This is a genomic window from Acinetobacter sp. UC24323 (assembly GCF_024151445.1).
In the GTDB taxonomy this organism is placed as follows: Bacteria; Pseudomonadota; Gammaproteobacteria; order Pseudomonadales; family Moraxellaceae; genus Acinetobacter; species Acinetobacter baumannii.
In genome coordinates this window covers 14,581-40,660 of record NZ_JAHIBY010000004.1, presented here as the reverse complement: position 1 = coordinate 40,660, position 26,080 = coordinate 14,581, and the positions used below count along the sequence as shown (strand labels likewise).

Genomic DNA, 26,080 nt, shown 5'->3' with positions numbered 1-26,080 from the left:
CTTATTCATATAGTTTTTCACTATTGAACGCCGTTGAAAGTGTACTTGCCAGTACACTTTTTTTCAAGCCTGATAGATCATCGTAAATTCATTTTGAAATTTTTTTAACATTTGGAAAAACAATCACAACAAAATTGACGGACATCACATTTTGTGTACAAAGCAAAACATTTAATGTTCTGCTTTTTTTCCGCTATTGGCTTGGGCATTTTCTTCTAATTCTAGAGGCTGTTTCGGTGGCCAGAAGAAGTCACTTGGTCGGGTAAGAAAATGGGTCATGACCAGTTTGGCTAATGGCTTCCATTGTTCAAAGCGAACTCGACGTGCACGTAATGCCACAATAATAGTGAGTGTGAAACTCACAAATAAGTTGGTGAGACCAATACAGAGTACGCCTAAAAATGAAACTATAATCAAGCCAATATCAGGACTACCATTAATAGTCATTAAACCTTGAATGAAGTTCGCTGACGCAAAGGCAATGTGACGAATATCTAGAGGTAGGCCCAAAATAAAGCCAATTGTTCCCATACTTCCTAACATTACGCCAAATAGGAAATTACCTGCGAGCGCCCCTAAATTACGTTCAATATATTCTGCAAAACGGTTCAGGCGTTCTTGTCCAAATAAGTTTCTTAAACGTCGATGTGCTTTTAAACGGGGTCCTACTTTTCTATAAACTGCCATGTTGTCGAAGTAGCCCGCAATAAGGCCAGATAAAAACAAACACACCCCAGCAATCGCTGCATGCGGAACGGCTAATGAGGTAAAAGGGTTTAGGCTATGTAATAGATAAGTTGCCTTGGTATGAGTTAATAAAGGCTCATCAAGATAGAACTGCCAAGCAAAGGTAATAAGAGCAGCAGTAGGAATTGCAATCGAAATATTACCCAAAATAGCAATAAACTGAGTTCGAATAATATTGATAATAAGTGCGGCTAATTCTGCAATTTGTGCAGTTTTAGAGCCTTTACGTTGCTGAACTGTGGCTGCAAGTGCGGCAGCCGTCATTGCGGGTTGTTTTGTTGCAACAGTAAAGTGCAATACATGAATCAGAATAAAGCCCAGTGAATAGTTCATACTGAACGTAAAGGCTTGCATGAGCGGAGCCATAGTCATACGTGCAGCAAGAATTTTTAATGAGGCCATACAGGCAATAATCACACCTGCACCAGCAGCGGCTTTATACATGCCCCAAAAGCCTTTGGTGTCTGTACTTACATAGTGTTCGCCAGTACGGCTTGCATTCTCTGTGACTTGAAAGGCAATAAGCTCACTGGTCGTGCTGAGTAACGAGCGAACACTTTTTTCACTATAATGTGCTTTAGTTAAGTCTGAAATTAAGTTTCCTAAAGAAACGTAGCGTCCCTCGCTATCATCTACAACTAGATAGAGTAATAATTCAATCCGATCTAAACACTGTTCAAGTAAAGACAAAAGATAGGTCAAACTTAAACTTACACCGATTCTTTTGGTCGCTCGGCGTATTTTTAAAACGACGTCTCGACACTGCTCTAGCATTACAAATGCTTGAGAGGCATCAGGAGGTGGAAGCACAGCAATGTCGTTGCTAGAAATATCCTGTTTTTTGTACTTCTCTATAAACTCAATAATTTCACGGTTTTGTACCAAAAATGGCGATTCATATTCGGTTAATTCAGGTTGAGCGTTAATAAATTCAGGATAAAGACCGATACCACTAATACGGTAAGATAAGACAGTAATAGCCTTAATCATTTCTCGCTGAATGGCATGCTTTTCATCGACATTACTGTTACTTTGCCCAATAAGTCCGAACAAAGTTGCCCAATCCTTGTCATCGACATTGTTTAACCAGATTGAATCACTTTCTAAATAGAAAATTTTTCCAATCAGAATTTTAAGCTGACTTGCATCTTCAATAAGTGGCAGAAAGTGACCGCCAAGTCTTTGCCCAAGCTGGTTCCAGAAGCCATCTAAAGACAAAATACCACTATCTGCATATAAGCTGACTTGCTTATATTGATTAATGAGGCGTAATAAAAAGGTTTGTAAAAGAGCTGGAGCGGTAGGAGTAAGTAATAGACTATCAATAAAGGCTTGTATTTTTTGCTCTATTTCATCCGTATCTTGAGGATCGGATGGCCGTAAAGCATTGACTAGGTCAATGAGAATATTTTCGTCAATAACAGCTTGAGGGTTTTCAAGCTGTTTCTGGATTTTAAAAAAATGTTCTGAAAAATTTATATGCATAGGCAAAATAATATCTACTGTATTCGATGTAATGCAAGCCGAGTTAAATTAATCAACGCTTGACGATAAGGTGTATCAGGCAAGATTGATAAGGCTTGCAGTGCTGCTTCTGTTTCTTCTTGGGCACGGCGCTGGCAATAGTCTAAAGCACCAGACTTTTGCACAATTTCAATCACTTTAGGTAATTGGTCAACACCACCAGTCGCAATACTGCGTCTGATAATGGCATGCTCTTCACCGGTTGAATGTGCTAATGCTGAAATTAACGGTAAAGTCGGTTTACCTTCCATTAAATCATCACCAATATTTTTACCTAATGTTTCAGCATCTGAAGTGTAGTCTAAAATATCGTCAATAATCTGGAATGCATTTCCGAAATGGCCTGCAAATAATCTTAAAGGTTCGCGGTAAGCTTCTTGCCCAGCCAAAATAGCTGCACCTTCGGTTGCAAGTTCAAATAAACGAGAAGTTTTCCCGTGAATAATTTTTAAATATGTTTCTTCGGTTGTATCCGGTTGATGCTGAGATTGGAGCTGTAATACCTCACCTTCAGCAATTTCACATGTACCTGTTGAGAAGTCTTTTAATAAGGTCATGTTGTTTAAATCAACCAAAAGGTCAAAAGCGCGGGCAATAAGGAAGTCACCAACCAATACGGCCGTTTGATTGTTCCATGTTGCATTTGCAGTAGGACGACCACGGCGAAGTCCAGATTCATCAACTACATCATCATGCACTAAAGTTGCGGTATGAAGCATTTCAATAATAGCTGCCAGACGCTGTGCATTTTGCATATTGTCGAGGCCGCAAGCGCGTGCTGCAAGTAAACACATGATTGGGCGCATACGTTTGCCGCCAGCTTCAACTACATGTTTACTCACTGACATGACCAAGCCGACTTTTGAGCTAATTCCTTCATTAATCAAGTGATCCATCGCAGCAAAGTCTGTAGCAACAGGAGCGAGAATGTCTTGCTTAAAATCGATGACCATATGAAGAAAAACCCCGTATTGGTAGATAAGTGGCGTTAGTGTATCAATTAAAAGTGCATTAAACAGGGAAACAAGCAATTGATATTAATCATTTGTATGTTCATGAAGAGTTCTTTGTTCTTTATTTCGGCAAAACGATGTGTTTCCGACAAAACAATAAATTTTAATAACGTCAACATGAATACAGCTTGTTCTTGTTGCAAGTTGTGTTTGGAACTGTATTTTAAATTCCATTCAGAATCAATGAAAAGTACTAAAATCAAATTGAAGCTATTTTTATTATGTAAGAATGATGGCTTCTGTTGCTTAGTTAAAGATAAAGCACTTGTCGTTTGATCAAATTTCACTTAAAATCTGTCGCCTTGTATAACCCCAGTGGCGTTCGTTTTAAGATCGATATATCCCTTTATCGGCACGACGACACGGGCTGATTGGAGTACGTTATGTACGCAGTAATCCAAAGCGGTGGTAAACAGCACCGTGTAGTTGAGGGTGAAACCCTTAAAGTTGAATTATTGAAGGCTGAATCTGGCGCAACTATTACATTTGATGATGTATTAATGGTTGTAAACGGTGACAACATTCAAATCGGTGCTCCAGTTGTAGCTGGCGCTAAAGTAACTGCAGAAGTGATTGGTCATGGTCGTCACGACAAAATCCGCATCATCAAAATGCGTCGTCGTAAACACTACCGTAAACAACAAGGTCACCGTCAATGGTTCACTGAGTTGAAAATTACTGGTATTTCAGGCTAATCACGAGGAGTAAGAGACATGGCAACTAAAAAAGCCGGTGGATCGACGAAGAACGGTCGTGATTCAAACCCAAAAATGTTAGGTGTTAAAGTTTACGGTGGTCAAACTGTAACTGCTGGTAACATCATCGTTCGTCAACGTGGTACTGAATTCCACGCTGGTGCAAATGTTGGTATGGGTCGTGACCATACTTTATTTGCTACTGCTGACGGCGTAGTAAAATTCGAAGTGAAAGGTCAATTTGGCCGTCGCTACGTAAAAGTTGAAACTGTTTAAGTTTTAGCTTAAGAAAAAGCCCACATTTTGTGGGCTTTTTTTATGGAAATACATCAATATTGTCTTCATGATGATGAATGAAATTCTACAAACAACATGAATAACATAACAAAATATCTTATTTTCTCAATGATTAGCACAAAGTTTGTCGGTTAATATAAGTCTTGAATGAAGAGCTTGTTTAGCTGGATTAATTGAAAGGCTAGCAAGTTATCTTACAGCAACTAAAAAGGTGATGACATGAATATGCTTCGTAAAACCATGTGTGCTATTACACTCAGCGCCTCAGTGCTTGCTCCTGTAATGAGTACTACAGCGTTCGCTGCACCCGTAGCAGCACCGGAGCAACAGGCAATTGGGAACCTGGTAAATCAGTTATCAGGCTTACAGCGTTTGACTGCCGATTTTGAACAAACAACGAAAGCGAATACAAAAACTGTAGCACAGAAAAAAGGCTTAAGTGCTCAGCATATGAACCAGACATTTAAAGGTTCAATGAAAGTTGAACGTCCGGGGAAATTTTATTGGGAAACTGTAAGTCCCTCTAAGCAAACTATTGTAACAAGTGGAAAAACAGTCTGGATTTATGACCCTGATCTACAACAGGCTGTGCGCCAAAGCCTAGATGATCAGGTCGCTGATACACCTGCTTTATTACTCTCTGGTAATACTAACCAAATCATGAAGTCTTACCGGGTAACTCAGCCAGATAAATCTAAGTTATATTTCACTTTATTCCCTAAAAAAGAAGATGGAGCTTTCCAAAGCTTAACGATTAGTTTTGGTGCCAACAAAGCACCTACACTCATGGTATTACAAGATTCTTTAGGTCAAACGACTTATGTTCGTTTCAAGAATGTTAAAGTAAATGCCTCAATTCCGGCTTCAACCTTCAATTTTACGCCTCCGAAAGGTACCGATATTATTGATCAATAAGTCTGATTATTTAGAAAGCCATCTTTACGATGGCTTTCTTTTTATATATCAAGCCTAGATACATTTTTTAACCCCGTCTTAAACTTACGCTTTGTATAGTGGTAGGAGTGAGTTTACGGGGATTAACATGCAACTTTACGATAAAAAAACTATTTTCATTCTTCCAATGTTAGCTGCCATGGTTGCGGTGAGCGGTTGTCAGCCAAAATCTACGGCTAAAGATGAACAACCGGCTTCTAGTGCTTCAGTAAAAGAGCAAAAGCAAGCTGAAGTCCCTGTCATTCAAGCAAAAGTTGTTCCTGTAAAGCTGCCAAAACCTAAAGTTTGTCTTGAAGACGGCTGCACTGAATATGATTTTCAGACCGTACAAACCAATCAAAAATGGATTAATGATTATTTTACGAACCGTATAAAAAAAGCAGACCCGAATGCTTTTGCAAATTTGGCTGATAAACCTGTTGAGGTACCGGAAGGGGAGCCGAGCTCAAGTCAGAGTGCCATCTATGTCCGTTATTTAGGGCAAAATTATAACCTTGCAACCTTTGCATTCCAGACATATTCATACTCTGCGGGGGCAGCACATGGTATGTCACATCAAGAGTTTGTAAATTTTGACTTGCTAAATAAAAAGCACATTACCGTTGAAGAACTTATTAAGCCAGATGTTGAAAAACAGTTGGTTGATGCACTTTTTGATGCAAATACTAATTGGCTTCAAGAGCACAATATTAGCCGCGAAAAACTGCAATTAAGTGATAATTTCTACTATGGTGCAAATGGGATTGTTTTTGTCTATCCAATTTATGAATTAGCTTCTTATGCAGAAGGTATGTCTGAATTAACCTTGCCATATTTTGAAGCAGCTAAATATATTAAACCTGAGTATTTACCGAGTGTACCGAACTATAACTTATAAAATATAAGATCTATTCTAAGAATTGTGTGAAAGCTATTCGTTATGAAGATGATCACTATATTTTTTAGTGTTAAGGGCTTACACTATAGCCAGTTTTTTACCCATATTATGATTGATTATGATCGACCCTAAGTTACTCAGAAATAATATTGAAGTCGTTAATGCAGCTTTGGCAAAACGTGGTGTTCAGTTAGATGTTCAAGAATGGGCATCTTTAGAGACTCGCCGTAAAGACTTGCAATCAAAAACTGAAAAGTTACAGGCAGAGCGAAATGCCGGTGCTAAACAAGTGGGTCAGATTAAAAAATCCGGTGGTGATGCTTCTGAAATCATGGCACGTATGCAAGCCATTGGTGATGAAATTAAAGCTGCCGAAGTTGCTTTATCAGAGCTACAAAACGAGATTGAGCAAAAAGCGCTTAGCATTCCTAACTTGCCGGACGAATCTGTACCAGCTGGTAAAGATGAAAATGATAACGTTGAAATCTCAAAATGGGGTACACCTCGTCAGTTCGATTTTGAAATCAAAGATCATACTGATTTAGGTGAGTGGATGGGCGGACTAGAGTTTGAAACTGCCACTAAACTCACAGGCTCACGTTTTAGTGTATTGAAGGGACCTTTAGCTCGTCTACAACGTGCTTTAACTCAGTTCATGCTCGATACCCATACTTTAAAGAATGGGTATACCGAAGCTTATGTGCCTTATTTGGTAAATGCTGATTCATTACGTGGGACAGGTCAGTTACCAAAATTTGAAGAAGATCTATTTAAACTTCAAGGTGAAAAAGAATACTACCTCATCCCTACAGCAGAAGTTCCAGTCACTAACTTTGTCCGTGATGAAATTATTGATGCAGATCGCTTACCATTAAAATATGCGGCCCATACACCATGTTTCCGTAGTGAAGCAGGTTCTTATGGTCGTGATACACGTGGTTTAATTCGTCAGCACCAATTTGATAAAGTTGAAATGGTGCAAATCGTTAAGCCTGAAACATCTATGCAGGCACTTGAAGAGCTTACTGCACATGCTGAGGGCATTTTACAGGCACTTGGTTTGCCTTACCGCAAAATTTTGCTCTGTGGTGGTGATATGGGCTTCGGGGCGACTAAAACTTATGATTTAGAAGTTTGGGTTCCAAGTCAAAATACTTACCGTGAAATTTCAAGCTGCTCTAATATGGGTGATTTCCAGGCACGTCGTATGAAAGCACGCTACCGTATGGATCAGAAGAAGACCGAATTGGTGCACACTCTAAATGGTTCAGGCCTTGCTGTTGGGCGTACTTTACTTGCAGTAATGGAAAACTACCAACGCGAAGACGGTTCAATTGAGATTCCAGAAGTATTACGCCCATATATGGGTGGTGCAACGTTTATTGATTAAGCTTTGCATCTAAATTGTGCACGGTTTTTGCTTAAACATAGTCAGATGATTGATGTAGAGGTTTAAGGTGGATATTTTTCCAATCTCTTTGAAGTTGCAGCAGCAACGTTGTCTGATTGTGGGCGGAGGGCATATTGCTTTACGCAAGGCAACTTTATTAGCTAAAGCAGGAGCAATAATTGATGTTGTTGCTCCTGCAATTGAAGATCAGCTTCTGCAATTAATTAAAACAACAGGCGGCGAGCCGTTTATTGAAGCTTTTGCTGAAAAATTTTTAAGTACACCCTATCGTTTAGTTATTGCAGCGACCAATGATGCAGAAGTAAATAAAACAGTTTTTGAGCAGTGTGAAGCGCGCAATTTACTTGTAAATAGCGTCGATGATATTCCACATTGCCGTTTTATGGTGCCTGCGATTATTGATCGATCTCCATTAATTGTTTCAGTGGCTTCAAATGGAACATCTCCTGTTCTATCTCGTCAAATCCGTACGCAGTTAGAAACCTCTATTCCACACGGCATGGGTAAGTTAGCTGAGTTTTCAGGAAAATGGCGCAATCAGGTTAAGGAAAAAATTTCTAATCCAGATGAGCGCCGTATATTTTGGGAAAACTTGTATGCAAGCCCCTTAAAAGAACAAGTTTTTAATGACAATCTAGATGTTGCCGATAGCATGCTTGAACAAGCACTGCAGGAGTGGAAAGCACCTAAAGGCGAGGTTTATTTGGTGGGTGCAGGTCCAGGTGATCCTGAACTCATTACTTTAAAAGCTTTACGTTTAATGCAGCAAGCTGATGTGGTCATTTATGACCGTCTTGTTTCTGCACCTATTTTAGAATTGTGCCGTCGAGACGCAACAAAAATATATGTTGGTAAAGCGCGTTCTAACCATAGTGTTCCTCAAGAAGGTATTAATGCATTATTGGTTGACTACGCGAAAAAAGGTAAACGTGTTTGTCGTTTAAAAGGGGGAGACCCTTTTATTTTTGGCCGTGGTGGCGAAGAGATCCAAGAGTTATTCCAAGCTGGCGTCCCATTTCAAGTTGTTCCCGGTATTACTGCTGCGTCAGGTTGTTCAGCTTATGCAGGTATTCCGCTTACCCATCGTGATTATGCCCAGAGTGTCCGCTTTCTTACAGGCCATCTAAAAGAAGGTTCTCCTGAGTTACCTTGGAACGAACTGGTATACGAAAACCAGACATTAGTACTATATATGGGGTTGGTGGGATTAGAGCGTATTTGTGAGCAGCTGATTGCGCATGGACAACGTCCAGATATGCCAGTTGCATTAATTTCAAAGGGTACGACACCTGAACAGAAGGTTGTGGTGGGGTCACTTGCTGATATTGCATCTAAAGTGACAGAACATCAAATTCATGCGCCGACACTCACAATTATTGGTGAGGTTGTACGTTTGCGTGAACAGTTACAGTGGAATTAGTAGGCTTATTGATATCTGCAAAAGAGATGTAATTATTGCCTGAGCTAACCAATAAGTAATTTAAGTGAGTAATTAAGTGATTCATGTTGTTCTATACGAGCCTGAGATTCCTGCTAATACAGGTAATATTATTCGTCTATGCGCGAATACAGGCGCTCAATTGCATTTAGTTAAGCCTTTAGGCTTTGAACTTGATGATAAAAAGCTTAAACGTGCAGGGCTTGATTATCATGAATGGGCAAGAATGCAAATTTGGGACAACATAGAGCTTTGTCTTGCGGACTTAAAAGCAAAAGGTGTTGAGCATGTTTTTCCTTTAACTACGAAAGGTTCTGCTACGCCTCATACAGTTGATTTAAATAGACCTGTGGCTTTATTGATGGGGCCAGAAACACGCGGCTTGCCTGAACATGTTCGTCTGATGTTCCCTCAAGAACAATGGATTCGTTTACCAATGGCAGAAAACTCAAGAAGTTTAAACTTATCTAATGCAACTGCCGTAATTGTATATGAAGCATGGCGTCAGCAAGGCTTTAAAAAATTAGGTTAATTTCTTAAGTTCTAAATAAAAATAAGGCCCTTAGTGGCCTTATTTTTATTCAAGCTTGTTCTAGTATCTTTTCGTCATAGATGATTTGGGCTGCTAAAACTTGCTCAATATTAGTTTCAGCCCATTCTTTTAACTGATATGCCATAGCAGCTACATTTTGCCCAAGTGGCGTGAGGGAATAATCGACACGAATAGGGGAAGTATCCTGAATTTTTCGTTCGATAAAACCGTCTCTCTCTAACATTTTTAACTTCTGAGACAAGACCTTAGGTGAAATCCCTTCAATATTTTTTTTAAGTAAGTTGAAGTGCTGAGTTTCATGCTCAAGAATATTTAAGATGAGTAAAACCCATTTGTCTGCAATTTTTTCAAAAAACAGTCGAGCAGGGCAATGTTGTTGAAAAATATTATATTTTAAACATTCATTCATCTAATTTACCCTCTCTTTTCTAAAAAAAATAAGATAGTTACCAAATGGTAACTAATTGACACCTAGTATCTAAAATATATCATTAAATGGAATTTAATAAAACATAGGTTTTCTTCCATGTCTAATTCTAATATTGCGGTTGTATATTTCTCGGGTTATGGCCACACTAAAGTAGTGGCTGAAACTTTTGCTAATGAAATTGATGCTCAACTTATCCAGATTGATCAGGAAGGTAATATCACTGAGCAAGATTGGGAAACATTGAATAATGCAAAAGGCATTGTGTTTGGTGCGCCGACCTATATGGGTACAGCACCATGGCAATTTAAAAAATTTGCTGATGCAACTTCAAAGGTTTGGTTCACACGTGGTTGGCAAGATAAAGTATTTGCAGGCTTTACGAATAGTGCAAGTTTAAATGGGGATAAACAAGTTACGCTTATCCAGCTGCAAACTTTAGCATCACAGCATGGTGGCATTTGGGTGAGTCTGGGTTTATTGCCAGCGAATACAAAAGATGCAACACGTGAAGATGTAAACAACTTAGGCGGTTCGGTAGGACTTTTAGTTCAATCACCTTCGGATGCAAGTGTAGATGAAATTCCAACAGGAGATTTGGAAACAGCTAAAGTTTATGCAAAACGTGTACAAGCCATTGTAAATAAAATATATGGTTAATGAGTCCATAAAAAAGGCGCTTTTAAGCGCCTTTTTTATTATTCATGCTCATTATGTTGAGGAGCATTATATTTAAAGCCTTTGGTTTTATAGGCAAGATAACCGACTCCAAACACTGCCCAAGCTAAGCCAATTTGCAAAGCAAGCTTGTCAATTTCTAACCACATTAAGAACACACTAGCAAAGCCAAGCGTTGGTACAATAATGTAATTAATAATATCTTTGATAGATTTGTTTTTACCATCTCTCAGCGCGTAGCGCGAAATCACCGAGAAGTTTACAAAACTAAAAGCAGTTAAGGCCCCGAAACTAATTAAGTTAACAATATGTTCAAGGTCTAAAAAGCCAGCAGATAATGCAACTACACCAACAATAAGAATATTGTAAGTCGGAGTATGCAATCTTGGGCTAATATGACCAAACAGCTTTTTATTGATAACCCCATCACGACCCATTACATACATTAAGCGAGATACACCAGCATGTGCTGAAATACCGGATGCCATTACTGCAACTACAGCAAAATATAAAACTAATGTTTTAAATGCAATGCTGCCAATTGCTGCAACCATAACAGGTTGTGATTCATCTAACGGTTTAAAATAGATGTTTGGGTTGCTAGGGAAATACAACTGGATAAAGTAAGTGCTTACAATAAAAATAATACCTGCGAGCAATGCTGTTGAGAAAATCGCTTTTGGAAGCGTTTTTTCAGCATCTTTAGTTTCTTCTGCAAGTGAAGATAAAGCATCAAAACCTGTAAAAGAAAAGCACAGTACTGTTGCACCACCAATCAAAGCACTAATAGAAGTCATATCATTCCAAAAAGGAGTTAATGACCATAATTCGGCTTTATCGGGATTAAGCGTACCATCAGCATATACGCCTTGGGTAAGGAGAATATATACTTGATAAACAAAGTAAAAAATAACACCAAGTTGAATAACCACAATTGTACTGTTAAAACGCGCGACAAAGCGTGCGCCAAATAAGTTAATCACAGTCATTAATGCAGTTAAGCCAATAACCCATAGCCAATTATTTACTTCTGGAAACAAAGCTCTTAAATAAATATCGGCCAAAATGATATTGACGAGTGGTGAAAGTAGATAGTCTAGCCAAGATGACCAACCCACCATAAAACCAACATTAGGGTGAATTGACTTTTGGGCGTAGGTATATGCTGATCCTGAAGAAGGATAGCGTTTGATCATGTGTCCATAACTGATCGACGTCAATAAAATTGCAACTAAGGCAAAGATATAAGAAGTAGGTACATGTCCACCACTTCGTTCTGATACTAAACCAAAAGTATCAAATAAAGTTAATGGCTGAATATAAGCTAAACCAATAATAATGATGTGCCAAAGCACAAGATTCTTTTGAAGTTTAGCTGTTGGTTTAGTCCCAGATAAGTTTGTCAACGGCGTTATCCTCATAATCGTTGATCAAGGATCAGCTTGGTGTTAAGGATCGTTTGAGACGAACGATCCCCCCTACATAAAAGATAAAGTGCGCCAATCTATCCTAAATTGATGCAAATTGTCAGTACTTTCGTGGATTTTTTAGCAAATTTTTTGCCATATTTCCAAAGAAAATGATGAATAAAAATTCATAGATATAAAAAAGGTCTGATTTGTCATAAAAATCAGACCTTTAGCTTTTTGCTTTAGATATCTAAATCTTAACTTACCAAGCTTTTTGTAAGATCTCTCTTAGATCTTTTAAGCTTGCTTCTTTAGGATTATAAATAATTGAGCCATCATTTAGTGCTTTCTCTGCCACTTCATCAAGCTGTGCTTCAGTAACTTTACCTGTTTCACGTAAGGTACGTGGTAATTTGGTTAAGCTAAATAAACGATCACGCATTGCTAAAATAGTTGCGATTGCTCTGTCTGCACGCTGAGTAGCAGGAGTCTGGGCATAAATATCGGCACCTGCAAGTGGTAATAGCAACTCGCCAATTTTCTGACCATTGACTTGTTTATTGTACTCAAGCACATAAGGTAAGAATAAGTTCATGCACAGCCCGTGGGGCAGGTGAGCAACTGCACCTAATGCATGTCCTAATGAGTGTACAAGGCCTACCATCGAGTTAGAGAATGCGATACCTGCCATTGTAGAAGCTTGGGCGAGTTCTAAACGACCTTGTGAGTCATTTGGATTTTCTAAGACATTAAATAGATTTTCGCTAATCTTTTTAATACCCGCACTTGCATAAGCATCGCTGAGTGGGTTGGCTGCCATACAGGTGTACGCTTCAACACAATGTGTTAACGCATCCATACCCGTCATTGCAGTTAAGTGAGGTGGTAAAGTTAATGTCATGCGTGGATCTAAAATCGCAGCATGTGGCATTAAGTAATATGAAGCAAATGCCAATTTAACATTCTTTTGTGTATCAGACACAACAGCAACCATAGTCACTTCAGATCCCGTACCTGATGTAGTCGGGATGACGAAAAATGGTTTTAATGGTTTTGGTAGGTTGTGTGCACCAGAATATTGAAGAAGATCATCTCCACCTTCTGATACTAAAATGTTAGTTGCTTTAGAGGTATCGATAACAGAACCACCGCCCACAGCAATAATCGCATCACATTTATTTGTGCGATAAGCTTCCGCGGCAAGTCGAACAACTTCAAGACTTGAGTCTGGTGGAACATCATCAAAAACATGACCAATGACTGCATCAGTTGTGCTAAAAGCAGCTTCAATAGGGTTTAACAAGCCATTTGCACGAACACCTTTATCGGTAATGATAAGAGGGCGTTTTGCACCTAAAGTCGCAAGTTCAAACGGAATATGTTCTAAAGCAGCATTACCGGCAATGACTTTTACAGGACAAAAGAATTCGTAATATGGTTTAGCCATGTTATGCGCTCCGCTTGAAGTAAGACTTAGCTACTTTTAAATAAATATTTGCAGCTTGGTTGAATTTTTCTTTTAGGGTAAGTTCAGTTGGGTATTCTTTAACAGCGAGTGAAGCCACCAATTTCGGTAAAATGAGAGACTCCATTTTATTGAGGCAGCGAACTAAACGAATTGCTGCGGATACATCACCATCAGCAATCATGCGGTCATTTGCAAAGGCTTGAGCAGTACTTTCCTGAAAAGAGAAAACCAAAAAGGCATGAGTTACATGCTTAAACGTAATGGTTAAATCAGGCTTTTTTTCCGCTCTTTTCAGTAGTTCTAATTGTTTATCTTCTGTCACTCGTGCAAAAAATGCGGGTCCATTTGGGAAGACATTCATTGAAAGTACAAAGTGAACAGGAAATTTAGACACTTCCTCTTGTATTTCACTATCTACTTGACTCGCCATGACTAAGCCTCGACCAACAACGTCCATCATGAGCTTAACGTAGGCAAGTTGCAGAGTGGGCTTTACAGCTTTTGTCGAAATCACTTGCTATCCCTTCTTAAAATTATGCAAAAGCAAATTTAGAGTAATTACTCTAATATATTTTTATTCCATCTCAAAATCATTTATTCAATTTTGACTTCTGGGTCATTAAAGTACTCAGTAGCTTTAATATACTCAATAAAGTCCTGACAAAGTTGTTCAAATGATGGATATGGAGTCACTAAATCTTGTATGCGGACCATTTCTAGCCCTGCATAACCACATGGGTTGATGGTTTGAAAACCAGTTAGAGCACAGTCCAAGTTTAGGGCTAAACCATGATAACTACGTCCACGGCGAATTTTGAAGCCTAATGAACCAATCTTTCTGCCATCCACATAAACGCCTGGTGCATCAGGTTTTGCATATGCTTCAATGTTATATTTCTTTAAAACATCTATCATAAATTGTTCAGCAAAACTGACCAATGTGCGTACATTCCATTTCAGTCGATTAAGGTCAAACATAAAGTAAGCGACGAGTTGACCAGGGCCATGCCATGTCACTTGTCCACCACGGTCAGTTTGTACCACAGGAATGTTTGATGGAATCAGAATATGTTCTGGTTTTCCAGCCTGACCTTGAGTTAGTACTTCATGATGCTGGAGTAACCACAGCTCGTCTGCTGTATTTTCATCACGTTGATTGGTCAGGTTCTTCATCGATTCGAATTTGCTTTGATAATCTTGTAAATCGTTCCACTGACGAATAATCAAAGTGGGTTTATCAAGGCTCATTAAACATTTTCCTGTGCATGGTACTTAACAGAAGGGAAGTCTCTCAACTTTTAAATTATGAGAGTATGCTTTTGATGAGTTTAAAGTATTTTGCCTAAGCGGTTCTAAATATTTGTAATTATTTCTATAAAGATTGGTATAAATAAAAATGCCATGACATTAAATTTGTCATGGCATTTTAAAATTAAAGCGCAGTTCTTATTTGCGGACAAGCAGCCAAGTCTGCATACAAAGCATGCACTTGTTCCAATTCATCAAAGCGTAATTGCGCGGTTAATGAATGGTATTTGCCTGTACGTGATTCTTGTACTTTTAACGTTGTTTGGTCAAAGTCAGGAAAATGTTTCACTAGAATATCAACGACAGCTATACGTAATTCTTCACCCGCATCGCCAATGAGTTTAATTGGATAGTCCATTGGAAATACCCAAAGGTCTTCACGGAGTTCGCGAGATGGAGTGCGGTCTAACATAAGTAACCTCATCATGTGAAACGCCTGCATCATCGCAGGCGTTTATAGCTCTTTCTATTAAATGGGGACTAGTCTCGAAATTTCAAGATTTCAAAAATTAGTCATTCTCTAGGAAAGAACGCAAGTGTTCAGAACGAGAAGGGTGACGTAATTTACGCAATGCTTTCGCTTCAATCTGACGAATACGCTCACGTGTTACATCAAACTGCTTACCTACTTCTTCTAAAGTATGATCGGTTGGCATATCAATACCAAAACGCATCTTCAATACTTTTGCTTCACGTTCAGTTAAGTTTTCTAAAACTTCACGAGTTGCTTCTTTTAAGCCTTCTGAAGTCGCAGCATCAATTGGAGAAGTAATGTTCTGGTCTTCAATGAAATCGCCAAGATGCGAATCTTCATCATCACCGATTGGAGTTTCCATTGAAATTGGTTCTTTCGCAATTTTAAGAACCTTACGAACTTTAACCTCATCCATTTCTAAGCGTTCACCTAACTCTTCAGGAGTAGGTTCACGGCCCATTTCCTGTAATAATTGACGCGATACACGGTTAATTTTGTTAATCGTTTCAATCATGTGTACAGGAATACGAATTGTACGAGCCTGATCGGCAATAGAACGGGTAATTGCCTGACGAATCCACCAAGTCGCATAAGTCGAGAATTTATAACCACGACGGTATTCAAACTTGTCTACGGCTTTCATCAAACCAATGTTCCCTTCTTGAATCAAGTCAAGGAACTGTAAACCACGGTTAGTATATTTTTTCGCAATCGAAATTACCAAACGAAGGTTGGCCTCTACCATTTCTTTTTTCGCACGACGAGCTTTGGCTTCACCAATTGCCATACGTTTAGAAATATCTTTAATTTCACTAACGTTTAGGCCAAGCTCTTTTTCGATATCTGCAATTTTTTGCTGGAAGGCTAAAACATCAGGACGAACTTTTTCCAAGTGAGCCTTGATTTCAGCTGGAGCTTTAGCAATTTGTTCATCTAACCAAGCAGGATTAGATTCCTGTTTCGGGAAAGATGTACGGAACTGGTTACGATCCATACGACCACGACGTACTGCATAACGCATAATTTCACGTTCATTGGCACGAATTTGTTCATGAGTTCCGCGAATCATTTCTGAAATGATGTCAAATAAACGTGGAGTAAATTTAAACATCATAAATACAGTTGCTAAAGACTCAAGAGCTTCATTTGCTTCAGGGCTATTACGGCCATGTTTTTCGATGACAGCTTTAGTTTGAGCCCATGCAGCTTCTAATTCAGCAAAACGAACTTTTGCAACTTCAGGGTCTGGACCTGAATCACCTTCAGAATCATCATCACCTTCAGACTCTTCTTCTTCATCGTCATCATCAAGCTTAACTTCTTTCGTTGACTTTGTAGATGATTCGTCTTCTTCCTCAAGCTCTTCAACATCTTCTAAAACTTCAGGAATATCTTCATCAGTTTCAGGGTCTAAATAACCAGATAAGATATCGGCAAGACGGCGTTCGCCAGTTAAAAAATCATTATATTCTTTTAATACAACTTCAACAGCATTTGGCCAGTAAGCGATTGAGTTCAAGACATCACGAATGCCTTCTTCAATACGTTTAGCAATGCTGATTTCACCTTCACGGGTTAACAGTTCTACTGTACCCATTTCACGCATGTACATACGTACAGGGTCTGTCGTACGTCCAGGCTCATTTTCAACAGATGCAAGTACGGCAGCAGCTTCTTCTTCAGCAACTTCATCAGTTGCATCAGCTGATTCGCCGAACATGGTATCGTCAGATTCAGGTGCACGCTCGTGTACAGGAATACCAACGTCTTGAAGCATCTGGATGATGTCTTCAATCTGTTCGCTTTCAGTAATCGAGTCCGGCAGATGATCGTTAACCTCAGCGTAAGTTAAGTAACCTTGTTCTTTGCCTCGGCTAATCAGAGCCGCTACTTGAGAAGTAGGGGAATGCATATCGCTCATCTTTGCTTACTCTTTGTTGAATCTGTGGCAGTGAAAAACCGTGCATGATAGCACAATTTGCTTGAAATGTTTGGGCTTTGATCGGTGACCGTTAAATAAAAAATATCTTTGAATTCACGACTATTTTTTGAATATTGGGCTAAAATCATTTTTTTCAAGGTTAAATCATAGAAAAATTTGTAGAAATCTTCGCTTATCAAAAGATTGTTCTGTTTTATAAATACACAATTTTTTGGGTGAAAAAAAGTACAAATGAGCAATTAAATGAAAAAAATATAAATAAAACTTGACAAGGAAAAGTAAGACAGATAAATAGCGGCTAGACCCATTCACATTTTTTCATTATGAGGTAGTTTTAGTGTCTTCTACAGATTTTGAACTAGATGATAACTACGGCGATGATGATGATGTCGGTTTTGATGAGTCATCAGGCAAAATCAGTGCAAAAGAATCGTTGGAAAAACGTAGATTAATTGATGATCTATTGGCACAGCGTCGTTTAGAGCGTGAGTTAAAAGATTTCGATTATGATTTAGACGATGATGATCTTGATGACGAAGACTAATCAAAACTAAATAGGGCATCGTCAGCTTAAGTGCTATGCTATCGTCAATTTCTTTTTAAAGTCAGGTAACACACAATGAGTGCATTAGATTTAGACCAATTAAGTGAATATCTAGATGGAGACCACAATGAGTATGGTCTAGACTTTGCTGCAACTCATGGATTTTTGTGTGCAATTGCAGTAGGCCCTCAGTTTGACCGTTGGTTAGATGAATTGTTCGAAGGTAACCAGAAAAAGGTTCCAGCTGAAATTATTCAACAAATCAAGGTTTGGCTAGAGTCGATTCGTCAAGATTTAGCAAATGAAAATGGGATTGAATTTCCATTTGAAGTTGAAGAAGCTGACGTTGAATCAAGCTTAGGCGATTGGAGTGTAGGGTTTGTTGATGCAATGTTCTTAAACGAAGAGGCTTGGTTTGCCCCTGAGTATGAAGAACAATTGGTTGATTTGACTTTACCAATCATGGTTTTTAGCGGAATTGATGAAGAAGATCCACAGATGGAATCTTTCCGTCGCAATGGACAGTTAATGGATGAACTGGCAGAAGAAATCCCAGATAATTTGAATGAGTTATATTTGATGTACCATACTCCAAATTAATTTATTAGAAGAAATAATAAATAACGTCCTTTCTAGGGCGTTTTTTATTGTCAGAATTTATTTATATGAATTAAAAAAGGCATCTAGAAAACTAAATGCCTTTTTTGTAACTCTATTAAATCTTATAGGCGTTTACGTTTAGCGGCAGCAATTTGTGATTGGCGCATACGGAAACCAGCTTTTTGTTTTTCAGTGGTTTTATCAATACAGTACAAGCAAGAAACACCATGTTCATAGCTTGGTAGCGCAGACTCTTCAGGAGTTAAAGGCCAGCCACAAGCATGACATTTAATGTTTGCGCCTTCTTCAACACCATGCGTTACAGCAGTACGTCCATCAAATACGAAACATTCACCTTCCCAAAGGCTTTCATCAGGAGGAGTTTCTTCTAAATATTTAAGAATACCGCCTTTAAGGTGGTAAACCTCTTTAAAGCCTTCTTGAAGAAGTAAAGAAGTTGATTTTTCGCAGCGAATACCACCCGTACAGAACATTGCGATTTTCTTATCTTTATGTTGTTCTAACTCTTTTTTTACATATTCAGGAAATTCGCGGAAAGTTTCTGTTTTTGGGTCAATCGCACCCTTGAAAGTTCCGGCTTTATATTCATAGTCATTACGTGTGTCGATTAGAATCACATCATCACGTGCAATAAGCTCATTCCATTCTTTAGGATCAAGATAATGACCCACTAAATCACGAGGTTTTACTTCAACGCCTAAAGTCACGATTTCTTTTTTAAGCTTAATTTTCATTTTACGGAAAGGTTTGTCAGAACTATGGGATTCTTTATATTCCATAGCGTTAAAGCCTTCGTTTAACAAAAATTGATGAATCGTATCAATTGCCTCACGGTCCCCAGCAACGGTACCATTAATTCCTTCACCTGCTACAATCAGAGTTCCGCAAAGGTTAATTGTTTTCACTAAGTCTAAAAGACGTTGTTGAAGATCAGCTGGATCTTGAACTTCTTTAAATTGATATAGTGCTGCAACAACCCAACCCGCGGTCGCTTGCTGTTCTACAGGTGCAAGCTGTTCTACAGTAGCGTTCATGGAAAACTCCAAATGTATTAAGATAGAAATTTAAGGCGCATATTTTAGCGCGAAAATTCGTAATAAGCGAGAAAACCATAAAAAGTATATGGTTTATTTAAGGAGTCTGTTTTGAGTAGTGATCATCGAATGCTCTCTCTCACCCCATGTGCAGGGCGTTGTTCAACAGTTTTTGGTGATCAGGTGTGTCGTGGTTGTCGCCGCTTTAACCATGAAGTAATTCAATGGAATACCTATACGGCAGAGCAGCGTTTAGCTGTCTGGAAGCGTTTAGATGATCAATTGGATCAGATTTTGGTACCTATGTTGCCGCAGGCGAATCTACAGCATGTAGAAGGATTTATATTAGGTAAACGTGTCAGGTTAATGGAAGGGGCGAGTAAAGGGCGTAAACTCTACCATGCCTTAAAAATATGTGAAAAGAATAAGCATTTAGCTCATGAGAGTGGTTTAGGGATTTCAGAAGCACAAGTTAAAGAAGTATGGACTGAGTTTGAAAGACGTATTTTAGCTTTGGCTAAAGCAAGTTATGAGTTGGCTTGGTTAAGAGCTGATGGTATTAGTCATCACTTATTAAATATGTTTGAAGAAGAATAACTTTTAAAAACTTATTTATAAAAAAAAGCTGCCATTAGGCAGCTTTTTTACATTAATGTTCTTTCGAATATTAACGCTTGATGTCACGTTGCACTTCACCAGTGTAAAGCTGACGAGGACGACCAATTTTGTAAGGACCGCTGTGCATTTCTAACCAGTGACTGATCCAGCCAACTGTACGTGCAAGAGCGAAGATAACAGTAAACATTTCTGTTGGGATACCAATCGCTTTAAGGATGATACCAGAGTAGAAGTCTACGTTAGGGTAAAGTTTACGTTCAACAAAGTACGGGTCGTTCAATGCAATACGTTCAAGTTCCATAGCAAGCGCTAATTGAGGATCATTGATACCTAATGCTTCAAGAACTTCGTCACAAGTTTGCTTCATCACTTTAGCACGTGGATCGAAGTTTTTGTAAACGCGGTGACCGAAGCCCATAAGTTTAACTTCTTTGCGTTTAACTTTTTCCATGAACTCAGCAACATTTTCAACGCTACCGATTTCATCAAGCATTTTAAGAACTGCTTCGTTCGCGCCACCGTGTGCAGGACCCCAAAGAGCAGAGATACCAGCAGAGATACACGCATATGGGTTCGCACCAGTAGAACCAGCAAGACGAACTGTAGAAGTAGACGCGTTTTGTTCGTGGTCAGCATGAAGCGTAAAGATACGATCCATTGCACGAGCAAGAACAGGGTTTACTTTGTAGTCACGGTCTGCAGGAGTTGCAAACATCATGTGTAAGAAGTTTTCCGCGTAATTTAAGTCATTACGTGGATAGATGAATGGCTGACCTACAGTATATTTGTAGCTCCAAGCAGCAAGCGTCGGAATTTTAGCAATCAAACGAATCGCAGTAATTTCGCGGTGGTTGATGTCTTCAATGTCAAGGTTGTTGTGATAGAAAGCAGATAATGCGCCTACTACACCAACCATGATTGCCATAGGGTGAGCATCACGACGGAAACCATTGAAGAAACGGCTAACTTGATCATGAACCATAGTATGAGCACGAACTTTCGCATCGAACTCAACTTTTTGTTCAGCAGTTGGTAACTCGCCATTTAATAATAAATAACAAGTTTCAAGGTAGTCTGCTTGAGTCGCTAACTGGTCAATCGGGTAACCGCGGTGTAATAAAATACCTTTGTCACCATCGATAAATGTGATTTTAGACTCGCATGAAGCTGTCGCCATAAAACCAGGATCAAAAGTAAAGTGACCTGAGGCCAATACATCTTTAACGTCGATTACATCGGGACCTAATGTGCCACTGTAAATTGGTAATTCAATTTCTTTGCCATCAAGATGTAATACGGCTTTTTTGCCAGTTGCTTCAGACATTCAATAGATCTCCTGTCCTGGTGAATGATTATCTGACTCGAAATCCTAATTTTCTCATGTGCGAATCAGACGGTGTCAAAATTTGCTATAAGATTAGTGAGTACTGAAATTTTGTCAATTATACTTATGGATAAAAAATGACGTTCCCACAGAGAGTTAGTCATCAAGACCCGAGCAAAAAAAGTCAGTAAAATCACTGCATCGGGATGGTATCATAAGTCAATTCAAGAAGAACGTGCAGAAAAAAAATGAAGCGTGAGTACAATTGTAAGCAAATTTTTAAATAAAAATTAAGAATAGGGTAACGTTATAAAATGCCAATCCGATTAAAAAAATCATAAAACTCAGGCTGTAATTTTAAATTGTGATTCAAAAATCGCCACATTATCACTATTTGATAATTCCAAAAGTTGTCTTTTTTTTAAGTTTAATTGTTTAAAAAATAGCTCATTGAACAGTCTAGAAAAAATTAAAACTCATTTTTTGTAAAAATAGTGATCATTGTTAACAGTCAAGTAGCACTTTATTTCTTTTAATATAAATACGGATAAACCCTCTTTATAGGTAAAACTGAATAAAATTAGCAGGTAAGAAGCAGTTTTATTTATATTTTTGTCTTGAGTTGATGATTTATTAACTTTATCTTTAGTCTAAAATGCACTTATTTTAAATAAAACTGTAGAAAAGCAATTTTTTATAAAAGATGAGATTAAACAAGCACATGTTTTGTTTAATCTTAACTTCGGGATAGGGAAGGATGCTGTTTGGCTATGTGAATGATTCTTATTTGATGAGTTTTTGCGGAAAAGCCAAAGTCGATTGTTTGTATTTTGATATTTCGCGTTTTATAATTCAGTGTCGTTTATAGGTTAGGCATGAGCTGTGCTTGCCTAACAATGCCAGCTTTCCTTGGAATTAATTCAACAAACTCCGGTCGGAGTTTCTACCTACAGGATGCCCGCTGTGAAAAGCAACAGACCTGTCAATTTGTCCATGGGTCAGGTGTTAGCGGTAAATTTACGCTCACCCGTGGCTATTGCATCAATTTTACACCGTTTATCAGGTGTCATCGTTTTCTTATTAGTACCAGTTCTCTTATGGATTCTAGATAAATCATTATCTTCACCAGAAGGATTTGACTACGTTAAAAATGTCGTTTTTGGAAATATCCTCGTACGTTTTGTTGTGTGGGTATTTGTAGCCGGCTTGATTTTCCACTTCATTGCTGGGGTTAAGCATTTGCTTGCAGATCTAGGTTTTGCTGAAGAACTGCAAAGCGGTCGTATTGCAGCGACAATTTCATTGATCTTATCTGTGGTAGCCATTATCGCAGCCTTTGTATGGATTATGTTCTAATGAAAAGTGCTACAGGTTTAACAGGTTCAGGTTCTCGTGATTGGTTTATCCAGCGTGTAAGTGCTGTGGTATTGGCAGCTTATACTGTTGTTCTTTTTGGTTGGATCCTCTGCAAAGGCGGATTTGACTATCAACAATGGGCTGGCTTCATGATGACATTACCAATGAAGATTTTCTCTTTATTGGCAATTTTGTCGCTTATCGCACACGCATGGATTGGTATGTGGCAGGTTTTTACTGACTATGTCACTACTCGTCAAATGGGTCCTTCAGCGAAAGGTTTACGCCTTGTACTGACTACGGCTGTCATTATTGCAGTGTTTGTGTACGCAATCTGGGGTATCCAGATTTTCTGGGCGAATTGATAGGAAGATATCATGGGCGCGATAAACCCTAAAGAAGATTATTCAAATATTCAAAACCTCACTTTCGATGCTGTTATCGTTGGTGGTGGTGGTTCTGGTATGCGTGCATCTTACCAACTTGCTCAAGCAGGTTTGAAAGTTGCAGTACTTACTAAAGTTTTCCCAACACGTTCACATACAGTTGCTGCTCAGGGCGGTATTGGTGCGTCGTTAGGTAACATGCAAGAAGATAACTGGCATTTCCACTTTTACGATACAGTAAAAGGTTCTGACTGGTTAGGTGACCAAGACGCAATCGAGTTTATGTGTCGTGAGGCGCCAAAAGTTGTTTATGAACTTGAACACTTAGGTATGCCGTTTGACCGTAACGCTGATGGTACAATTTACCAACGTCCATTCGGTGGTCACTCTGCAAACTATGGTGATAAACCAGTTCCACGTGCTTGTGCTGCTGCTGACCGTACTGGTCACGCTTTATTGCACACGCTTTATCAAAGCAACGTGAAAATGGGTACTCAATTCTTCGTTGAGTGGATCGCTCTTGATTTGATCCGTAACGAAGCAGGTGATGTACTCGGTGTAACTGCAATTGACCAAGAAACTGGTAACATTGCAGTATTCCAAGCAAAAGCAACATTATTTGCAACTGGTGGTGCTGGTCGTGTTTACCGTGCATCAACAAATGCTTATATCAACACTGGTGACGGTCTTGGTATGGCTGCTCGTGCTGGTATTCCATTACAAGATATGGAATTCTGGCAATTCCACCCTACAGGTGTTGCGGGCGCAGGCGTATTGTTGACTGAAGGTTGTCGTGGTGAAGGTGCGATCCTTCGTAACAAAGACGGCGAACCATTCATGGAACGTTATGCACCAACTTTAAAAGACTTGGCTCCGCGTGACTTCGTATCACGTTCTATGGACCAAGAAATTAAAGAAGGTCGTGGTTGTGGTCCGAAAGGTGATTATATCTTGCTTGATATGACTCACTTGGGTGCTGACACAATTATGAAGCGTTTACCATCTGTATTTGAGATTGGTAAAAAATTCGCAAACGTTGACATCACTAAAGAACCAATTCCAGTAGTACCAACAATCCATTATCAAATGGGTGGTATTCCTACGAATATGCATGGTCAAGTGTGCTTACCAGAGCCTGGTACAGACAACTACACTAAACCTGTAAAAGGTTTCTATGCAATCGGTGAGTGTTCATGCGTATCAGTACATGGTGCGAACCGTTTAGGTACTAACTCACTTCTTGACTTGGTTGTATTTGGTAAGGCTGCTGGTGAGCACATTATCGATTACGTAACTAAACATCATGGTGATGAATATGCGCCGCTTCCAACAAATGTATTAGAGCAAACTTTAGCTCGTCTACGTAAATTGGATGAATCAACTTCTGGCGAAAATGCTCAAGAAGTTGCTGATGCAATTCGTGATATCGTTCAAGACCACGCAGGTGTATTCCGTACTCAAGCATTGCTTGATAAGGGTGTTAAAGAGATTCTTGCTCTTGAACCACGCGTGCGTAACATCCACTTGAAAGATAAATCTAAAGTATTTAACACTGCACGTGTTGAAGCGCTTGAAGTTGAAAACTTATATGAAGTTGCAAAAGCTACATTAATTTCAGCTGCTGCGCGTAAAGAATGTCGTGGTGCGCATACGGTAGTTGATTATGAATTACCAGCTGATCACCCAACTTATTCATACGGTCGCCGTGATGATGAGTGGATGAAACATACTTTATGGTATTCATCAGATAACCGTTTGGAATATAAGCCAGTGCGCTTCAAGCCGTTAACTGTTGATCCAATTCCACCAGCACCACGTACATTCTAATCGGGAGTATAAAGATGAGTAGAGGTACTCGTACATTCGAAATCTACCGCTATGATCCTGATAAGGATAAAGCGCCGTACATGCAAACTTTCAAGCTTGAATTGACTGATAAGCACCGTATGTTGCTTGATGCATTGCTTGCTTTGAAGGTTCAAGACGAAACGTTAACATTCCGTCGTTCTTGCCGTGAAGGTATTTGTGGTTCTGATGGTGTGAATATCAATGGTAAAAATGGTTTGGCTTGCTTGCAAAACCTTAACGATTTACCAGAGAAAATCGTAATTCGTCCATTACCTGGTTTGCCGGTTGTTAAAGATTTGGTTGTTGATATGAACCAATTCTATGATCAGTATGACAAAATTCAGCCATTCTTGATTAATAACCAACCTGCTCCACCTAAAGAGCGTTTGCAATCTCCTGAAGAGCGTGAACACTTAAATGGTTTGTATGAGTGTATTCTTTGTGCATGTTGTTCAACTTCATGCCCATCATTCTGGTGGAACCCTGATAAATTCTTGGGTCCTTCAGCGTTGTTGAATGCATATCGTTTTATTATCGACTCTCGTGATACTGCAACTGCAGAACGTTTGGCTCGTCTTGACGATCCGTTCAGTTTGTTCCGTTGTAAAGGTATTATGAACTGTGTGTCAGTATGTCCTAAAGGTTTGAATCCAACAAAAGCAATCGGTCATATCCGTAATATGTTGTTAGATCAAGCGGGTTAATTCTGCGCAAATAGAGAACGCACATCCTTGATGTGCGTTTTTTTTTAATTTTATAATACGTGTCTTATACTTTAGTCGGTAAAAGAGGGGTTTTTATATAAAGCACCATATATTAATAGATAAAATTGGATATGTATTTCGCCAATTTATAGATGGTATGTGTCAAAAAAATCAATCGTTCGTTAAGAACATGATACGATTTGCCACAAAGTTATAGGTGAAAAAAGCGTATACTAGTGAAATTAAATTAAGTGGCACGATCTTAGATCTGTGCTTAATTTTTATGGTTAAAGTCATTTTAGAAAAGTTAATTTTAAAGTTAATTTTTCTAAAAAGATTTGCAAAAAATTGCTCGGTTTTTTATCGAGTATAAGGTGAGTGATGATGCCATTGAGGGCGTTGTGATTCATTAATTACCTATGGAGTTTT

Annotated in this window: 27 protein-coding genes and 1 pseudogene; 16 read left to right on the top strand and 12 right to left on the bottom strand. The window is 38.9% G+C overall.

Annotated features, from left to right (window positions below; all coding sequences use genetic code 11):
* Positions 1-171: 171 nt before the first annotated feature.
* From KNQ97_RS07000 to KNQ97_RS06990, 3 genes are read right to left on the bottom strand one after another with little or no spacing between them, the layout of a single operon-like run.
* A complete protein-coding gene (locus tag KNQ97_RS07000) occupies positions 172-2,232 on the bottom strand; it encodes a site-specific recombinase (RefSeq protein ID WP_000547886.1) in 2,061 nt (686 codons plus the stop codon).
* 14 nt (positions 2,233-2,246) lie between these two features.
* A complete protein-coding gene (sdsA, locus tag KNQ97_RS06995) occupies positions 2,247-3,224 on the bottom strand; it encodes an All-trans-nonaprenyl-diphosphate synthase (RefSeq protein ID WP_000234081.1) in 978 nt (325 codons plus the stop codon).
* Positions 3,225-3,271: 47 nt separating this feature from the next.
* Positions 3,272-3,571: a hypothetical protein gene (locus KNQ97_RS06990; protein ID WP_000667118.1), complete on the bottom strand. Its 300-nt coding sequence runs from the start codon at positions 3,569-3,571 to the stop codon at positions 3,272-3,274.
* A 96-nt stretch (positions 3,572-3,667) separates the two neighbouring features.
* On the opposite strand from KNQ97_RS06990, the gene rplU reads away from it, so the two are divergent.
* From rplU to KNQ97_RS06955, 7 genes are all read left to right on the top strand, one after another.
* A complete protein-coding gene (gene rplU / locus KNQ97_RS06985; RefSeq protein WP_000271409.1) occupies positions 3,668-3,979 on the top strand; it encodes a 50S ribosomal protein L21 in 312 nt (103 codons plus the stop codon).
* Positions 3,980-3,997: 18 nt separating this feature from the next.
* On the top strand, positions 3,998-4,255 hold the full coding sequence (gene rpmA / locus KNQ97_RS06980; protein ID WP_000201632.1) for a 50S ribosomal protein L27: 258 nt from the start codon (positions 3,998-4,000) through the stop codon (positions 4,253-4,255).
* Positions 4,256-4,495: 240 nt separating this feature from the next.
* On the top strand, positions 4,496-5,191 hold the full coding sequence (lolA, locus tag KNQ97_RS06975) for an outer membrane lipoprotein chaperone LolA (protein ID WP_001056757.1): 696 nt from the start codon (positions 4,496-4,498) through the stop codon (positions 5,189-5,191).
* 127 nt (positions 5,192-5,318) lie between these two features.
* Positions 5,319-6,107, top strand: a complete 789-nt coding sequence (locus tag KNQ97_RS06970; RefSeq protein ID WP_001177773.1) for an RsiV family protein — start codon at positions 5,319-5,321, stop codon at positions 6,105-6,107.
* A 118-nt stretch (positions 6,108-6,225) separates the two neighbouring features.
* On the top strand, positions 6,226-7,497 hold the full coding sequence (serS, locus tag KNQ97_RS06965) for a serine--tRNA ligase (RefSeq protein WP_000566834.1): 1,272 nt from the start codon (positions 6,226-6,228) through the stop codon (positions 7,495-7,497).
* 67 nt (positions 7,498-7,564) lie between these two features.
* Complete coding sequence (gene cysG / locus KNQ97_RS06960; protein WP_000350915.1) at positions 7,565-8,938, top strand: siroheme synthase CysG; 1,374 nt, start codon at positions 7,565-7,567, stop codon at positions 8,936-8,938.
* Positions 8,939-9,014: 76 nt separating this feature from the next.
* Positions 9,015-9,488, top strand: a complete 474-nt coding sequence (locus tag KNQ97_RS06955; RefSeq protein WP_000582207.1) for a tRNA (cytidine(34)-2'-O)-methyltransferase — start codon at positions 9,015-9,017, stop codon at positions 9,486-9,488.
* Positions 9,489-9,537: 49 nt separating this feature from the next.
* Here KNQ97_RS06955 and KNQ97_RS06950 read toward each other — a convergent pair whose 3' ends face one another.
* On the bottom strand, positions 9,538-9,918 hold the full coding sequence (locus KNQ97_RS06950) for a helix-turn-helix domain-containing protein (protein WP_001001259.1): 381 nt from the start codon (positions 9,916-9,918) through the stop codon (positions 9,538-9,540).
* Positions 9,919-10,035: 117 nt separating this feature from the next.
* Between KNQ97_RS06950 and KNQ97_RS06945 the strand changes: the two genes are divergently transcribed.
* The gene (locus KNQ97_RS06945; protein ID WP_253612006.1) at positions 10,036-10,596 is read left to right on the top strand and encodes a flavodoxin family protein; all 561 of its coding nucleotides are present in this window, start codon (positions 10,036-10,038) and stop codon (positions 10,594-10,596) included.
* Between the two features lie 38 nt (positions 10,597-10,634).
* Here KNQ97_RS06945 and KNQ97_RS06940 read toward each other — a convergent pair whose 3' ends face one another.
* The 6 genes from KNQ97_RS06940 to rpoD form a co-directional block, all read right to left on the bottom strand.
* Positions 10,635-12,020 carry an APC family permease gene (locus tag KNQ97_RS06940; protein ID WP_000183443.1) on the bottom strand — a complete coding sequence of 462 codons (1,386 nt, stop codon included), beginning with the start codon at positions 12,018-12,020 and terminating at the stop codon, positions 10,635-10,637.
* Between the two features lie 265 nt (positions 12,021-12,285).
* The gene (locus KNQ97_RS06935) at positions 12,286-13,470 is read right to left on the bottom strand and encodes an iron-containing alcohol dehydrogenase (protein WP_001118410.1); all 1,185 of its coding nucleotides are present in this window, start codon (positions 13,468-13,470) and stop codon (positions 12,286-12,288) included.
* Between the two features lies 1 nt (position 13,471).
* The gene (locus tag KNQ97_RS06930; RefSeq protein ID WP_000626048.1) at positions 13,472-14,005 is read right to left on the bottom strand and encodes a hypothetical protein; all 534 of its coding nucleotides are present in this window, start codon (positions 14,003-14,005) and stop codon (positions 13,472-13,474) included.
* 80 nt (positions 14,006-14,085) lie between these two features.
* Complete coding sequence (gene lipB, locus KNQ97_RS06925; RefSeq protein WP_000050857.1) at positions 14,086-14,739, bottom strand: lipoyl(octanoyl) transferase LipB; 654 nt, start codon at positions 14,737-14,739, stop codon at positions 14,086-14,088.
* A gap of 184 nt (positions 14,740-14,923) precedes the next feature.
* A complete protein-coding gene (locus KNQ97_RS06920) occupies positions 14,924-15,211 on the bottom strand; it encodes a YbeD family protein (RefSeq protein WP_000887099.1) in 288 nt (95 codons plus the stop codon).
* A gap of 97 nt (positions 15,212-15,308) precedes the next feature.
* Complete coding sequence (rpoD, locus tag KNQ97_RS06915; protein WP_001281941.1) at positions 15,309-17,195, bottom strand: RNA polymerase sigma factor RpoD; 1,887 nt, start codon at positions 17,193-17,195, stop codon at positions 15,309-15,311.
* 358 nt (positions 17,196-17,553) lie between these two features.
* Between rpoD and KNQ97_RS06910 the strand changes: the two genes are divergently transcribed.
* Together KNQ97_RS06910 and KNQ97_RS06905 are read left to right on the top strand one after the other, a co-directional pair.
* Positions 17,554-17,760 carry a PA3496 family putative envelope integrity protein gene (locus KNQ97_RS06910; RefSeq protein ID WP_000099358.1) on the top strand — a complete coding sequence of 69 codons (207 nt, stop codon included), beginning with the start codon at positions 17,554-17,556 and terminating at the stop codon, positions 17,758-17,760.
* A 75-nt stretch (positions 17,761-17,835) separates the two neighbouring features.
* Positions 17,836-18,360: a YecA family protein gene (locus KNQ97_RS06905; protein ID WP_001274941.1), complete on the top strand. Its 525-nt coding sequence runs from the start codon at positions 17,836-17,838 to the stop codon at positions 18,358-18,360.
* Positions 18,361-18,482: 122 nt separating this feature from the next.
* Here KNQ97_RS06905 and KNQ97_RS06900 read toward each other — a convergent pair whose 3' ends face one another.
* A complete protein-coding gene (locus KNQ97_RS06900; protein WP_000994655.1) occupies positions 18,483-19,415 on the bottom strand; it encodes a rhodanese-related sulfurtransferase in 933 nt (310 codons plus the stop codon).
* Positions 19,416-19,526: 111 nt separating this feature from the next.
* Between KNQ97_RS06900 and KNQ97_RS06895 the strand changes: the two genes are divergently transcribed.
* Complete coding sequence (locus KNQ97_RS06895) at positions 19,527-20,012, top strand: DUF1289 domain-containing protein (protein ID WP_001981983.1); 486 nt, start codon at positions 19,527-19,529, stop codon at positions 20,010-20,012.
* A gap of 70 nt (positions 20,013-20,082) precedes the next feature.
* On the opposite strand, the gene gltA is transcribed toward KNQ97_RS06895, so the two are convergent.
* On the bottom strand, positions 20,083-21,357 hold the full coding sequence (gene gltA, locus KNQ97_RS06890; RefSeq protein ID WP_001287579.1) for a citrate synthase: 1,275 nt from the start codon (positions 21,355-21,357) through the stop codon (positions 20,083-20,085).
* 954 nt (positions 21,358-22,311) lie between these two features.
* Here gltA and sdhC point away from each other — a divergent pair.
* From sdhC to KNQ97_RS06865, 5 genes and pseudogenes are all read left to right on the top strand, one after another.
* The gene (sdhC, locus tag KNQ97_RS06885; RefSeq protein ID WP_001984863.1) at positions 22,312-22,713 is read left to right on the top strand and encodes a succinate dehydrogenase, cytochrome b556 subunit; all 402 of its coding nucleotides are present in this window, start codon (positions 22,312-22,314) and stop codon (positions 22,711-22,713) included.
* Positions 22,713-23,078, top strand: a complete 366-nt coding sequence (sdhD, locus tag KNQ97_RS06880; RefSeq protein WP_000833672.1) for a succinate dehydrogenase, hydrophobic membrane anchor protein — start codon at positions 22,713-22,715, stop codon at positions 23,076-23,078. The genes sdhC and sdhD overlap by 1 nt, the downstream gene beginning before the upstream one ends.
* 12 nt (positions 23,079-23,090) lie before the next feature.
* Positions 23,091-24,926, top strand: a complete 1,836-nt coding sequence (gene sdhA, locus KNQ97_RS06875) for a succinate dehydrogenase flavoprotein subunit (RefSeq protein ID WP_253612005.1) — start codon at positions 23,091-23,093, stop codon at positions 24,924-24,926.
* 14 nt (positions 24,927-24,940) lie between these two features.
* Positions 24,941-25,651, top strand: coding sequence for a succinate dehydrogenase iron-sulfur subunit (locus tag KNQ97_RS06870; RefSeq protein ID WP_000086385.1), 711 nt, complete (start codon positions 24,941-24,943; stop codon positions 25,649-25,651).
* Between the two features lie 283 nt (positions 25,652-25,934).
* Positions 25,935-26,064, top strand: a pseudogene (locus KNQ97_RS06865) (hypothetical protein).
* Positions 26,065-26,080 lie beyond the last annotated feature (16 nt).